This window comes from Streptomyces diastaticus subsp. diastaticus, from assembly GCF_011170125.1.
GTDB classification, from domain to species: domain Bacteria; phylum Actinomycetota; class Actinomycetes; order Streptomycetales; family Streptomycetaceae; genus Streptomyces; species Streptomyces diastaticus.
Window position 1 is genome coordinate 190,979 of record NZ_BLLN01000005.1, and the last position, 14,980, is coordinate 205,958.

The window sequence follows — 14,980 nt, forward strand, 5'->3', positions numbered from 1 at the left end:
TCATCGCCACGTGTAGCGCCGGTGGTAGTCCTCCACCCCGGTCAGCACCAGCAGCCGGTCGGGGCGGCCGGGCGTCGCGAGGTACTCCGACCACTGCTCCACCTCGATCCGGCGCTCCCGCCGCGGCACGAGGCACCGGCGGCTCTCCTTGAGCAGGCGTGTGTACTCCTCGAAGCTGATCAGCCGCCGCGCGTCCAGCCGTTCCCTGATCCGCAGCGGGGCGAGCTCGCGGGCCGCGCCCGGCCCGACCACGCCGCTCAGGAACTCGGCCGCGCATCCAGAGCCGTACGAGTACAGCCCCACGCGCTCCGGGCCGCCGGGGGGCGCGTTGTCCACCGTGGAGGCGAGCGCGAGGTAGACCGAGCCCGAGCAGAGGTTGCCCACGGTCCGGGGATAGACCAGGGAGGGCGCGACCCGGCGGGCGAAGTCGGCCTCCACCTCGGCCGGGTCCGCGCCGGTGCGCTCGCGCATCAGCTTCCGGTGCGCCGCCCGGACCAGTCCGGCGAACGGTGTGTGCAGCACCAGGCGGTCGAAGGTGGCGGCGAAGTCGACGCCCTCGACGCGTCCGCTGTAGTCGGCGTAGCTGTGCGACAGCCCGTCGAGGTAGGCGAACAGCGAGCGGTCCGCGTCGGCGATGTCCAGGTCCGGAAGGGGCCGGGCCGAGTCCAGCGTCTCGTGGCTGTGCAGGCCGAAGGCACCCGGGTCCAGGGCCATGATCCGCGGATCGTCGCCGATCAGCAGGGCGGCCGCGCCGTGCCCGGTGGCGGGCTCGGCGTACTCCGCGTACTCGTCGACCACGGCGACGTCGGTGGCGATCACCAGCGCCTTGGCCCCGGGCGACATGCCGGAGGCCAGGTACCCCGCCGCGAGCTGCATGGCGCCGGTCGCCGCGTAGCACGCCTGCTTGGCCTCCATGACCCGGCAGCCGGCGGGCAGGCCAAGGTGGTGGTGCACGTACGAGGCGACCGATTTGCTGTAGTCGATCCCGGACTCGGTGGAGGTCACGAGCAGTTCGATCCGGTTCCGTTCGGCCGGGTCGAGCGCCTCGATGAGCGGCAGGGCGGCGTTGACCGCGTTGGTGACCGGGTCCTCGAAGGGCAGTCCGACCGAGCGGCGCTCCATCATGAGGTTGTCGAGTCGCGCCCTGTCCAGCCCCCGGCCGTCGAACAGGTCGGGCAGCGGGAGCGCGGCCAGACCGCAGTAGACGTTGAGTGCTTCGATGCCGACCGTCATGCCCGCACCGCCTGGCTCAACCGGTCGACCAGCGCGTCGATGTCCGGGATGTCGCTGAAGGAGGACATCGGGTCCCTCACCCCGAGCCGGGTGGTGACCTCCAGGATGATCTCGATCCGGTCCACCGAGTCCGCTCCCAGGTCGCGCAGGTGCTTGTCCCCGGTGACCAGGCCGGGCCGCACGGTCGGCAGGACCACGCCGATGGCCTCGCGCAGGGCCTGCTCCACACGTCGCCTCCGGTTCTCGTCGGATTCCACTACTCCCCCTCCTCCAGGTCCCGCAGCACGCGCTGCGTGCCGACGGCGATGAGCTGGTCCGTCCCCGCCACCCGCACCACGGTGTCCACGACCTCCTCGGCCGGGTCCGCGGCGCGGGCGCGGACGGTCACGGCGATCTCGAACTCGGTGCCGACGTCGGCGTTGCCGAGGAAGCACAGTTGCTGGTCGACGACGCGGCGCCTCAAGAAGGCCCGGTCGTCGCGTCCCAGGGCGTGCCACTGCCGCAGCACGGCCTGGTCGACGATGGAGAAGTAGGCGGCGAAGTAGACGAGCCCCACGCCGTTGAGGTCGCGGGTGACGTCGACGGCGTACCGCGTGGTGAATCCGTCGGCCACCGTCACGTACCGTCCGTCCGGGTCCTCCACGAAGGTGTGGACGCGCCGCGCCCGCCCGTAGGCCAGGCGCGGCGAGTGGGCGTCGGGCAGCCTGGGCAGGTGGGCGTGGCGGAAGCCGGGGGGCGAGGAGAGCACCAGCTCGCGGTTGCTGTGCGCCTCCTTGCGTGCGATCCACCGGTTGAAGGTCTCCACCCGGAGCGTGGCCGGGGGCGGGGGCCGGTAGAAAGCGTCGGGTTCCACCCCGGCCGGCGGCTCTCCGCCGGCCGTGGTGGAGGTGATGTCGTGCAGCGTCAGCACCGACTCGCTGCCGAAGCCGAAGCACCGGGAGAGGACGGTGAGTTCGTCGCCGAAGGTCAGGCTCCGCAGGTGGAAGTCGCCGCTGCCGCGGACCCGGTAGTAGTGGAAGGCCAGGTAGGTCGGGGAGCCGGCGGCGTCGCGCGCGCCGAGGACGTCGGTGTCGCACAGTGCCCCCACCGCCTCCCAGCTCCAGTCCCCCACCTGTCCGAGGAAGAGTGAGTTGTGTCCGCACATGGCGGGCTTGACGGCCAGTCTGCGACGCACCGTGCCGGAGCCGAGCACGTCGAACGCGGGTGACACGCCGTGGTCCGCCTCGGGGTGCCGCGTCACCGCCCCTCCTTCCGGACCGCCCGGTCGCGTTCCTCCAGGAACCCGGCCAGCAGGCGGTTGAAGCGCTCGGCGGAGGTCAGGCTGGGGAAGTGCCCGGCGTTCTCGAACTCCTCGTAACGCACGTCCGGCAGTGTTCCGTGGAGCAGGTGCCCGGTCTTCAGCGGCACGACGGTGTCGTGCCGTCCGTGCACGATCAGCGCGGGGACACCGAGACCACCGAGTCTCGGCAGCAGGTTCGGCGCGGCGTCGAACTCGTCGAGGTAGCGCAGCCCGATCCGGCCGTCCAGGCTCTCGCAGCGCAGCAGCAACTGCTCGAAGTGCGCACGCCGTTCGGCGGCCTCCTCGGTGCCCGGCTGGGCCAGGAGCCGGTCGAAGTCCTCGCCCGCCACCAGTTCGAGACGGTTCATCTCTCCCCGGCGGTTGCCCACCTTGTACGAGCCGCCGATCAGCGTCACCGACGCCGTGAGGCGGGGGTGCCGCAGCGCGAACTCCAGCGCGGGCAGCGCGCCGAAGGAAGCACCGGCCAGATGGACCGGTCCGCGTACGTCCAGGGCGTCGAGCGTGCGTCCGAGGACGTCGGCCATCCCTTCGACGGACAGGTCCGCCGCGACCGTGGTGGCTCCGACTCCCGCGTGGTGGACGGAGATCACCCGGTGGCGGTCGGCGAGTGCGGCGAACTGCGGCGCGAAGAAGCCCGCTCCTATGTTGAACGGGTGGAGCAGGACGAGCGGGGTGCCCTCGCCCGCCACGAACGCCTCCGCCTGGCCCTCGGACAGCGCCACCAACTGGCGTACGACGGCCGGCTGGTGCTCCTTCAGCACGGCGTGGTTGTCGCTCAGGGGCGTGTGGCCCTCGTGCATGGCGGCCAGGACGTCCTCGGGGAGGGTGTCCGCCGGCCGGTACTCCGCCCGTGCGGGGTGGGCTCGGGTGCCGACCGGAGCCAGTTCCGGCGCGGGTCCGCGTTCCCGCACAGCCGCCACGATGCGCCGTCCGGCCTCCTCCGCCGCCTCGACGCCCAGCCCCACGGGCACCGCGAGGCGCACGACGTCGCCGGGGGCTTTGTCGGGGGCCGGTACCAGGTGCGGGGCCGCCCGGACGCCGGTGTGCAGGTAGAGCCAGGAGAGCCAGCCGGCCGTCCGGTGGCGCGGGTCCCCGGCGGCTCCCAGTCCGGCGGTGTCCAGGAGGACGCAGTGGCCCGCTGCCGGGCCGAGGACCGGCAGACCGGCCTCCTCCAGCCGCTTCCACAGCGCTCGTACCGCCGCCATGCGTGCGGTGACGCCCTCGGCGGCGCGCTCCCGGTCGGCGAGCGCGGCCGCGATGAGGCGGCGGTGGGCGGCGCCGGGTTCGGCGCCGCGCAGCATGACGTCCTCGCGGAGCCGGTCGCCGAGCACGTGGTCGTCGGTGGCGACGAGACCGCCGCAGTCGACGCCGAAGTCCTTGGACAGGCTCATGGTCACGGTGTCGGCCAGGCGCAGGATCTCGTCGGCCACGTCCCAGAGGGGACGGCGCCGGCCTTCCTCGTGGGCCGCGACGAAGGCGGCGTTCTCCAGCAGCCGGGTCGCGTCGAGTACCAGCGGCACCCCGTGTGCCGTCGTGATCTCCTTCACCCGGCGCAGGCCGGCGAGCGAGACGGGGTAACCGCCGGTGGCGTTGGTACTGGTCTCCAGGCACACGAAGGACACCCGGCCGGCGTTCTCGGCCAGCGTCCGGTCGAGTACGCCGGTGTCCGGATCGGCCCGGAAGAGGTGATCGGCGTCCGCTGCGGCCGGCGGGACGGTGAGCGGGGTGAAGCCGTGGTCGAGCTGGCTCATCGCCCAGGTGGGGAAGAGGGCGTTCTGCACGACCAGGCCACGGGGTCCGGGCCAGGCACGGCACAGCAGGGCCTCCGCGGACCTGCCGCGCATGGTCGCGACGGCGTGGGCGAACGGCAGTCCGGCGCCCTTCTCCAGATCCACCGCCGTCCGCCCGTGTCCCGCGGCCCTGTCGCGCAGCGCGTCCATCGCCTCGGTGACGTAGGGGGCGTCGATCTCGGCCCACGAGTCGGTGACGAGGTCGATCTCCACGGCCCCGGGCTCCAGGCGCAGGGGGTTGAAGCCGTGGTCGGCCAGCAGGCGCTCCCTGTCACCCGCCGCACCGGTCAGCGGGCCGGGGCCGGAGTGCGTGGGCGTCCGGGAGGGCCGCGGCACGGCCGCCTCGCAGGCGGCGGCGTCCGGAGTCCCTGCCGTCCCCCGCGCTTCCCCCACCTCGGGGTCGGCGATCATCAGGATGACCTCGGACACGTCCGTCGGGTCGGCGTCCGCGGGCCTGCACAGGTAGATGGGCAGGTTGACCGGCCGGAACTTGTTCTTGAAGCGGAAGTTGCCCTCTCCGGTGAAGACCTCCCGCGAGCGAAGCTCCGCCAGCGCCCGCTCGGTGGCGGGGTCGGCGTTCTCGGAATCGCCGAACCGCACACCGAGGCTCGCGCCGAAGCTGAACAGGGTGCGCCCCTCGGCGACCAGCAGCCCGATGATCCGGACGATGGTGTACTCCAGGCTCCCCCGGGGTGCCGCGCCGGAGTAGAACTCCAGGTCGAGCAGGTAGCCGTCCTCGGACGGGATGCGGGTGACGATCACCGCGTTGTGCAACTCGCCGCCCGCGTAGGTCAGGAACATCCGGTGGCGCTCACCGAGCACGCCACGACCGATCTCGTCCCGCACCGTGGAGACGTACGGGTTGACCATGTCCTTGGTGGCGCACCATCCGTCGATCAGGCCGACGATCCGCAGGTCGGTCGCGGGATCGGAGCCGACCTCGTACTCCTCGGTCCGCGCTCCCACCATCCGCTCGAACTTGTGCACGAGGTGGCGCACGCGCTGCATCCGGGAGCCTTGCAGGGTGAAGCCCGGGAGGTCCTCCAGGCGCTGCACGACGCCGAAGGGCGTCGCGCTGAAAGGACGGTCACCGACCCGCTCCAGGCGGACCATGGACAGCAGGTTGGGCCGCAGACCACGGCGTTCCGCGTGCTCGGTCCATTCGGCGACGAGCCGCGGCAGCTCCTCGCGCGAGCCGACGTAGCTCCAGGCCAGCAGCGAGCCGCCACGCTGGGAGAAGTTGAAGTAGGCGGTGCGGCGCGATCCCAGGAAGATCAGCGGGGCGATGTCGCGACCGGGCAGTCCTCCTTCCTTGGCGTGCCGGCTGTCGATGTCCTCGATGAGGGCGGCGGTGGAGGCGTCGGAGACCAGGTCGCTCTTGCGGAGAACGGCGGGCCCGTCCTCGGGCCGCCCGGCCGGCGGCTCCGCCGCCAGGTCGGTCCCCGGCGGCGACGGAACGTGCTCGGGCTCTCGCGCCAGCGCGGCGGCCGCGCGGGTGCCGTGGGCCTCGCGCAGGTGCTCCGCCAGCCTCCGCACGGTCGGGTGGTCGTACAGCAGCGTCTTGCGCTGGGCTCCGAGCCGCTGTTCGAGGGCGACGACGGACTTGAGCATCTCGAACGAGGTGAAGCCCTGGTCGGTGAAGGGCCGTGCCGGGTCGACCTCCCGGCCGACCGCCTCCGCGAGCACCGCGGTGAGGGCCGGCACGAACCGCTCCCCGTCCTGCCCGCCGGCCGGCGCCACGGGAGTGGTCCGCTCCCGCCGCTCCTCAGGGAGGCTCGGCCCGGACACCGTCACGGGCACGGGCGGAGGCGAGGGCGGGGACGGGGGCGGGGGCGCGTCGTCCGCCAGTTGGTCCACGACGATCCTGGTGAGGCGCTCCACGGTGTCGTGCTCGTAGAGCTCGGCCGCCTTGAGATCCAGACCGTGGACCTCGTTCAGCAGACGCACCAGGTCCATCCGGAAGATCGAGTCCAGGCCCAGTTCCGCGAAGGGCGTGTCGACGCCGATGCCGGATGCCGGGGCGCCCAGGATCTCCGCCAGTCTTCCGGTGATCGTGGCGGCCACCTCCCTGGCGGCGGGAGGCCGGGCGGCCGTGGCGGGGGCCGCCTCGGGTGCGGGCAGCGGCGCGAGGGTGTGCCCCGGCCCGGCGGGTGGGGCGGCGGCCCTGTCCAGGGCCGCCAGCCTCACCTTGCTGCGGCGCGGCGCGGCCTGCGGCTCGGTGGCTCTCCTGAGCGGTTCGATGACGGCCTCCTGGCTCGGGCGGGACGGGGCGGACGGGAACCAGTGACGGGTGTCGGCGAGCGGGAACGCCGGCAGTGGGACGCGGCGGGGCAGCGGGCCGGTCCACAGGCGCTCCCATGCGACGGCGGCGCCGTCGCACCACGCACGGGCCAACGCGTCGAGGTCCCCGTGGTGGGTGGCGGGCGGCGCGTCGGACCGTGCCGTGCCGCGGTGGACGCCGGGCGGGTGCTCCTCCCGGGCCACCGCGCCGAGCGCCCGCACCAGTTCGGGGACGTCCCGGACCACGACGGCGAGCCGCTCGGGCCATTCCTGCCGTCCGGTCTGCAAGGTCCGGGCCACCTCGTCGAGCGTCGGCCCGCGGTCCTCCAGGTGCCGGGCGAGCCGCTCGGCGTACCGGGCCAGCCGGGCGGTGGACGGCGCGGACAGCACCACCAGTCGCGGACCACCGTCGCGCGGCGCGGACGGCCGGGGCGGGGCGGACTCCAGGACGACGTGGGCGTTGGTGCCGCCGAAGCCGAACGAACTCACCCCCGCGATCCGTGCGGCACCGCCTGCGGTACCGGGCGGTATGTCCCACGGAACGGTCCCGGTGTTGATCCGCAGCGGGGTCCCCGCCAGACGGATGTGCGGGTTGAGGCGGTCGAGGTGGAGGCTGGGCGGCAGTGTCCCGTGCTCCATGGAGAGCAGGACCTTGAGCATGCCCGCCATGCCCGCCGCCGCCTCCAGGTGCCCGATGTTGGTCTTGACCGAACCCACCGCGATGTGGGCGGTGTCCGGCAGTTCCTGGCCCCGGTCGGCGTAGAGGGCGGTGAGGGCCCGTTTGAGTCCCTCGATCTCCACCGGGTCACCGAGGCCGGTGCCGGTGCCGTGGGCCTCCACGTACCCCAGCGCGTCGGGGTCGGTGCCCGCCCGCCGGTGCGCCCGGGTCACGACGTGCGCCTGCGCCTCGGGGCTGGGGGCCGTCAGAGAGCTGGACCGGCCGCCGTGCCCCACCGCGGTGCCCGTGACCACACCGTGGACGTGGTCGCCGTCGGCCAGCGCCCGGTGGAGTGGTTTGAGCAGGACGACCCCGCACCCCTCGCCCCGGACATAGCCGTCCGCGGCGGCGTCGAAGGTCTTGCACCGGCCGTCGGCGCTGAGCATCCCCGACCGGTGGAAGGCGGTGAACAGCGCCGGGCTCAGCAGGGCTCCCACCCCTCCCACCAGCGCCTGGTCGCATTCTCCCGAGGCGAGTGCCTGGACCGCCCGGTGAACGGCGACGAGGGAACTCGAGCACGCGGTGTCGACCGCCTCGCTGGGGCCGCGCAGGTCCATCAGGTAGGACACGCGGTTGGCGAGGACGGCGTGGGCCACGCCCGAGGCGGAGTGCGCCTCCACCGGTACCTCGTTCCGGGCGAGCAGATCCGCGTAGTCGGAGGTCGACGTCCCCGCGAAAAGGCCCGTGGCGGTACCCGCCAGTTCCGCGGGCCGGTAGCCCGCGTCCCAGACGGCGTGCCACGACGTCTCCAGGAACAGCCGTTGCTGAGGGTCCATCAACGCCGCCTCGCGGGGCGCGATGCCGAAGAGTCCGGCGTCGAAACGGTCCACGGCGTCCAGGAAGCCTCCCCGGAGGTCCGCGGCGCCGGGGTGCCGGAGCAGATCGGTGCGGTCTGCGGGCACCTCGGTCACCAGGTCCCGGCCCGCCGCCAGGTGCTCCCAGAACGTGGCGGTGTCGGCAGACCCGGGCAAGACACCGGCCATGCCGATCACGGCCACCTCGTACCGCGCCGCCCCGGGCCGTACGCCCGAGGAGAGCGGCCCGGGGGGCCTGTCGGTCGCCTCCGGTCCAGCGGCTCCGGCGGAGTACGGGGACCCGCCGGGCGCAGGCGGCTCGGCGGGTCCGGCCGGTTCGGCTGTTCCGCCCGGTCCGGCCGCGCCGGCTGTTCCGTCCTGCCGAGCGGGAGGCCGGGCGGGTTCCGGGGCGGCCTCCGCCCCCGTCCGCGCACCGGCACGGGAGAGTTCGTCCGCGTGGTGCTCCTGGAGATAGATGGTGAACGACGCCAGGTCAGCGCATTCGAAGAGCACCGTCGGCAGCAGGTCCAGGCCGTAGGTCTCGTTCACCAGGACGATCAGTTCGGTCAGGGTGATCGAGTCGAATCCCAGCTCCAGCAGTTGCGCGTCCATGTCCACGTCGTCCGGGCCGACCATCAGGAAGTCCGCCGCGGCGGTCCGCAGCAGCCGTTCCACGTCCGCCGGCGGCGCATCAGGGGACGCCGGAGGCGGTTCCTCACCCCCGGTCCGGTCCTCCGCGTCGGTCCGCCCTCTCCCCCCTCCGCCGCCGGACGCCTCGTCCGGGTCGCGCACGGTCTGCACGACGGTGAGGCACGGCTTCCGGCACGTCAGGGCGACCTCCAGGGCACGCAGCCCGTTGGCCGTACTCATCGGCTCCATGCCCCATCTGCGGACGAGGATCTTCTCGGTGGCCTCGTCGACGGTGACGCCGCCCTCGGCCCACAGCGGCCATCCGATCGAGACCGTGCGCCCGGAACGGAGTCCGGCCGTACGCCGCTGCTCCCGCTGCCGGGCGAACTCGTCGAGGAACGCGTTGGCGTAGGCGTAGTCGAACTGGCCCGGGTTCCCGCTGTGCGCCACGACGGAGGAGAACAGCACGAAGAAGTCCAGCGGCTGCCCGAGGGTGGCCTCGTCGAGTGCGACGGCTCCGGACACCTTCGGGGCGAGGACGGCCTCGATGTCCGCCTTGGTCTTGGTGGTGGCCAGCGAGTCGCGGGTGACGCCCGCGGCGTGCACCACGCCGTGGACCGGCCCGTACTCGCCGGTCACCTCCGTGACCAGCCTGCGGACCTCCTCACCCGAGGAGACGTCGGCCCGCAGGTAGCGGACCGACCCGCCGGCACCGCTCAGGCCGTCCACCAGGCGCGCCCTCTCCGCGTCCAGCGGGGAGCGGCCGACCAGCACCACGTTCACCGCGGCCTGTTCGGTGAGGTGGCGCGCGACGTGCAGCCCCAGGGCCCCCGCCCCGCCGGTGACCAGGTACGTGCCGCCGGCACGCAGCGGCACCGCCGCCGGCTCCTCGGGGGTGAAGTGCGCCAGGACCTTCACCTGGCGCTCGCCCGCGCGGTAGCGCACGTCCTCGGCACGGCCGGGCCGGCAGCCGCGCACTTCGGCCAGGAGCCTGGCCGCCCGGAGCGCGGGGTCCGTCAGCGCGTCGCCGCCCTCGAAGGCCACGGCGGCTCCGCCGAACCCGCTGCGCTCCAGGGAGAGGGTGCGCAGGGCTGCACCGACCGCGGCGTCGTACGGCCGGGAGGCCGGTGTGGGCGCCGTGTAGCCGAACACCACCCGCAGTTCACGTGTACCGGGGGCAGCCGCCAGCAGGGCGGTGACGACGCCGAAGAGGGTGTGGAAGCCCCGCTCCACGTGGCCTGGCACCTCGCTCGCGTCGTGCCAGGCCGGCCCCTCCGGAGCGGTGCAGACGACGGTGTCGGGGAGGGGTCCGCGCCGGGTCAGTTCGGCGACCAGGCGCTGGCACTGCCCGGGGTCCGCGGCGTCCATGCGGTAACCGGCCCCGTACGGGCCGAACGCGGCGCCGGGCACCACCGGGACGGGGACGGAGCCGCCGGACGCGAGTTGCTCGGCGAGTTCCTCGGCGACCCGGCTGTCCGGGCCGACGACCAGGACCGTGCCGGCGGGCGCCTGCTCCGTGCCGTCCAGCGGTGACGTCTGCCACTCAGGGTGCCCGAAGCGGCACCGTCCGGCCTCTTCGGTGGGCACCGTCCGCGCCCCGGCGGCCACGTCCCGGCGTTCTCCGCCGGCGTCCGGCCGGGAGCCGGTCCGTGGCCGGTCCTCCGTGTCGGCGTCCGGCCGGGAGCCGGTCCCCACGACGCGCAGCCAGTGACGGCTCCGTGCGAAGGGGTAGGTCGGGAAGGGCACACGCCGGGGCCGCGGGCCGGACCACAGCGCCGCCCAGTCGACCTCGGCGCCTGTCACCCACGCCTCGGCCGCCGCGGCGGGCGCCTGGCCCCGCCACCGGCGGGAGGCGCCGCCGGCCACCGTGCCCGTCCGCACCAGGGGGGAGGGCTCCCCTTCGGCGAACAGGCGCAGTGTGCCGGCGAGCGTGTCGAGCCCGTCGGCCATGACGGCGAGCCGCTCGTTCATCTCCCGCCGGCCCGTCTGGCTCGTCCACGCCAGGTCGCGCAGCCGCAGCCCGTCCCGGGGAGCGCCGGCGACGTACGTGGCGACGCGCCGGGCCAGTTCCCTCAGCCGCTCCCCGTCCCGGGCGGACAGCAGGAAGACGAGCGGCCCCTGGTCACGCCCCTCCGCTTCTTCGGACGTTCCGTGCTCCGCCCGGTACTCCTCCACGACGAGGTGGACGTTGGCGCCGCCCGCCCCGAACGAACTCACCCCGGCGCGCCGCGGATACTCCCTCGGCCGCCCCTCCTCCTCCAGGACCGGGCGGGGCCACTCGGCCAGGGTGGTCTGCGGCACGAACGGCGTCGCCTCGAAGCCGATCTTCGGGTTGACCCGTTCGAGGTTGGCGTTGGGCGCGATCCGGCCGTGGCGGAGCTGGAGCAGGACCTTGGTCAGCCCGGCGATCCCCGCCGCCCCCTCCAGGTGACCGATGTTGGACTTCACCGATCCGACGGCGCAGCGGTGGCCGTCCCGCTCCCCCTGGTGCCCGGGGCCGTCGAAGGCCCGGGTGAGCGCGGCGATCTCGATGGGGTCCCCCAGCGCGGTGCCGGTGCCGTGGGCCTCCACGTAGCCGATGGTGCGCGGGTCGGTCCCGGCCCGCCGCAGCGTCTCGCCGATCAGTGTGGACTGGGCCTGGGGGCTGGGGACCGTGTAGCCGCTGGTCTTGCCGCCCGCGTTGGCCCGGCTCGCCTTGATGACGCCCCAGACGGTGTCGCCGTCCGCCACCGCGTCCGCCAGCGGTTTGAGCAGGACGGCGCCCACCCCCTCCCCCGGGACGTAACCGTCCGCTTCCGCGTCGAAGGGCCGGCAGCCGTCGCCCCCTGCCAGCATGTTCATCCCGGAGAGCGCCACCAGGTGGGCCGGGTGGAGGACCAGGTTGACCCCGCCCGCGATGGCCATGCGGCACTCGCCCCTGCGGATGCTGTCGCACGCCAGGTGCACCGCGGTGAGGGAGGACGAGCAGGCCGAGTCGACGGCGAGGCTCGGTCCGTTGAGGTCGAAGAAGTAGCTCACCCGGTTGGCCACCGACCAGTACGCCGAGTGCGCCCCGCCGAACTCGCCCCTCGGCCATCCCTCGGCCGCGGCGATCTTCCCGTACGAGCCGTACATCAGCCCGGCGAAGACCCCGGTCTCCGGCACCCGGTGGTGCTCGCCCAGGTATCCCGTCTCCTCCAGCAGGTTCCAGCAGGTCTCCAGGAAGAGCCGTTCCTGGGGGTCGATGGCGGCGGCCTCGCGCGGCAGGATTCCGAAGAGCCCCGGGTCGAACCGGTCGACGTCCTCCAGGAATCCCGCCCATCTGCCGTACGCCGTGTGCGGCTGACCGCGCCGGGGGGAGAAGTGCTCGCGCCAGTCCCACCGCTCGGGTGGCACCTCGGTGACGCAGTTGCGGCCCTCGGCGAGGTTGCGCCAGAAGGCGTCGAGGTCGGGTGCCTGGGGGTACCGTCCGGCGACGCCGACGACGGCGATGGCCTCCTCGGCGCGGTCGGCCACCGCGAGGCTGCCGGCGGCCGGTGTGGTCGCCGACGGCCTGGCTCCCGCCTCTCCTTCCTGGTCGACCGCGTGGCCGGCGTCCCCACCGGGACCGGACGGCCCCTGTCCTTCGGCCGCTTCGTCCGCTCCCCCCGCCTCGTCGCCGCCACCGTGCGGCGGCAGCCGGTCCCCGCGGAGGGCCAGCAGGTGGTCGGCGAGGCGTTCGATGGTGGGGTGCTCGAAGAGCAGGGTCGCCGGCAGTTCTCCGAGGTCGCGGGAGAGGAGGTCCACGATCTCGGCACCGCTGAGCGAGTCCACGCCGAAGTTCTCGAACGTCTGCCGGTCCCGGAAGTCCTGCTCCTCGCACTTGAGCACCTGCGCGAAGACACGCCGGAGGTAGGAGCGCGTCCGCTCGGACGCCTCCTCGCCGGACCGCTCGGCGAGCGGCATCCCGTGCTCCGCCATACGGGCCGGGTCGGCCTTGATGACCAGCGTCTGCCCCTCCCCGGCACGCAGTGCGTGCCGCAGCGCGGTGAAGCCCTCGCCGGGATCGACCGAGCCGACCCCCAGGGCCAGGAAGGACCGTCGGTACCGTTCGTCCGCGACGGCGCCGACCCCTCCCCAGTAGCCCCAGTTGAGGACCGCCACGGGGAATCCGGTACGGCTGCGCCCCCGCCAGGCGTACGCGTCCTCGATGGTGGCGGCAGCCGCGTAGTTGGCCTGGCCGGCCGCCGCGACGAACGAGGCGGCCGAGGAGAAGAGGACGCAGAAGTCGGGCCGTTCCCCTTCCGCTTCCAGGGCCGACAGCAGGGCGCCGGCACCGGCCGTCTTCGGCTCCAGCACCTCGGTGAACTCTTCCTCGGTCATCCGGGCCAGTGACTTGTCCCGCAGGACGCCCGCGGCGTGCACCACCCCGTGCAGCGCTCCGAACGAGCGACGCGCCTCGGCCACCGCCGCGCGCACCGCCGCCGGGTCGGCGACGTCACCCCGCACGTAGCGGGCCCGCCCTCCGAGCTCCTCGATCTCCGCGATGCCGGCGGCGACCTCCGCGGCGTCTGCCGGGCGTCGTCCGAGCCACACCAGGCGCGCCTGGTACTCGGACGCCAGCCGGCGGCCGACCGCGAGGCCGAGCCCTCCCGTCCCGCCGACGATCAGGTAGGCACCGCCGGTGCGGAAGGGATCAGCCTCCCCCACCGGCTCGGGCACCGGCTGGAAGCTCCGTTCGTACCGGCGTCCGCCGCGCCACGCCACGACGGAACCGTCCGACTCGGCCGCGATCCGCGCGGCGGCCTCGCCTGCCAAGTCCTCGCCCTCTCCGCACCCGACGTCGACGCAGTGGACGCTCCACGCCGGGTGCTCGGCCGCCACGGCGCGGGACAGGCCGGTCAGGCCCGAGCCGTGGAGGCGTACCTCGTCGTCCTCCAGGACGCGCAGCGTCCCGTGGACGGCGAACTTCACCGTCAGCGGATGCCGGCGGGCCCGGCCGTCCGCCGCCATCCGGCCGAGCACACGGAAGGCACCGAGAGCGGCGGGGTCGCCGGAGGGATCCTCGCCCTCGCGCGGGCCGCTTCCGGCGAGGAGGTAGACGATGTCCGGTGTCCGCTGTCCACCACCACGGTGCGGGTGGCCCGCCCCGGACAGCGGGACGCGGACCACGTCGTCCCGCTGGTGCAGCGCCGCCAGGGCGTCGGCGAGACGGCCGGCGTCGGCGTCGTGCACGAGGACGACCCTGCGTCCGGTCCCCGGGGCGGTCTGCGGTGCGCGCGGCCCCGGTGCTTCCCGCCAGCTCGGGCGGCAGACCATCAGCCGGTGGGCGCCGGTGCTCTCCCCCGGGGGTTCTGGCGCCGCTCCTTCTTCCTCCGGTCCGTCCGTCGCGGTCACGGCCCAGTGTCCGGTCACCGCGAACGGGTAGGTGGGCAGCGGCACGTTCCGCCGGGGCCGTCCGGCGTGCAGCCGTGACCACCGCACCTCGCGGCCCGCCAGGTAGTCCTCGGCGAACCGCCGCAGCTGTGCCCCGTGCCGGTCCAGGGCGGGTGTACCGCCCGCCAGCACCACGGCCGCCTGCTCGCGCGCCTCCCGCACCGTGGCCGCGACCAGCACGGTCCGCACGGGGAAATGCGTCCGGGACAGCGCCAGGGTCCGGGCGACGTCGCCGAGGTCGTGCTCCTCGGAGAGCGCGTCGGCCATCCGCCCCACCAGGCGGTGCAGGCCCTCGTCGGTCATGGCCGACAGGGGCAGCACCACCGCGTTCCCGTCCTCGGTGGCCCTCCTTGCCGGCGGGGCCGCGGGCGCCTCGGCCAGCACCACGTGGGCGTTGGTGCCGCTGAAGCCGAAGCTGCTCACCGCACCGACCCGGGCGCCGGAGGGCCCCGGCTGCCACGGCACCGTCTCAGTGGCGACGCGGAGCGGCCCGCCCGCGAACGAGATCTTGGGGTTGATCCGGCCGAAGCCGGGGGTCGGCGGGACGACGCCCCGGCGCAGCGCGAGCACCGTCTTGAGGAAGCCCGCCATCCCGGCGCCGATCGTGGTGTGCCCGATGTTCGCCTTCACCGAGCCGACGTGGCACGGGCCCGCTCCGGGGTCCCGGCGGCCGAAGACCCGGACGAGAGCCTTCGCCTCGATCGGGTCGCCGAGTGGGGTCCCGGTGCCGTGCGCCTCGACGTAGCCCACCTCGTCCGGGGAGAGACCCGACCGTGTGTACACCTCGTCGAGCAGCGCGGCCTGGGCGTCGGCGCTGGGGGCGGTCAGTCCGTTCGTCCGG

General features: G+C 74.1%; 4 protein-coding genes (1 of these 4 only partly in view). All 4 read right to left on the reverse strand.

The window, feature by feature from the left end; all coding sequences use genetic code 11:
• Tightly spaced (each overlapping or abutting the next), the 4 genes in view from Sdia_RS18685 to Sdia_RS18700 form a layout consistent with a single transcriptional unit that may run on beyond the window.
• The gene (locus Sdia_RS18685; RefSeq protein WP_100454161.1) at positions 1–1,233 is read right to left on the reverse strand and encodes a hydroxymethylglutaryl-CoA synthase family protein; all 1,233 of its coding nucleotides are present in this window, start codon (positions 1,231–1,233) and stop codon (positions 1–3) included.
• The gene (locus Sdia_RS18690; RefSeq protein ID WP_202854050.1) at positions 1,230–1,490 is read right to left on the reverse strand and encodes an acyl carrier protein; all 261 of its coding nucleotides are present in this window, start codon (positions 1,488–1,490) and stop codon (positions 1,230–1,232) included. Before Sdia_RS18690 ends, Sdia_RS18685 begins: the two co-directional genes overlap by 4 nt.
• The gene (locus Sdia_RS18695) at positions 1,490–2,473 is read right to left on the reverse strand and encodes an LnmK family bifunctional acyltransferase/decarboxylase (protein WP_229831299.1); all 984 of its coding nucleotides are present in this window, start codon (positions 2,471–2,473) and stop codon (positions 1,490–1,492) included. Before Sdia_RS18695 ends, Sdia_RS18690 begins: the two co-directional genes overlap by 1 nt.
• Positions 2,470–14,980, reverse strand: partial view of an SDR family NAD(P)-dependent oxidoreductase gene (locus tag Sdia_RS18700; protein ID WP_189500237.1) — the 3' portion only. It continues 7,049 nt past the right edge of the window; 12,511 of the gene's 19,560 nt are visible here — the last part of the coding sequence; its start codon lies beyond the right edge, outside the window — the gene reads right to left on this strand; it ends in the stop codon at positions 2,470–2,472. Before Sdia_RS18700 ends, Sdia_RS18695 begins: the two co-directional genes overlap by 4 nt.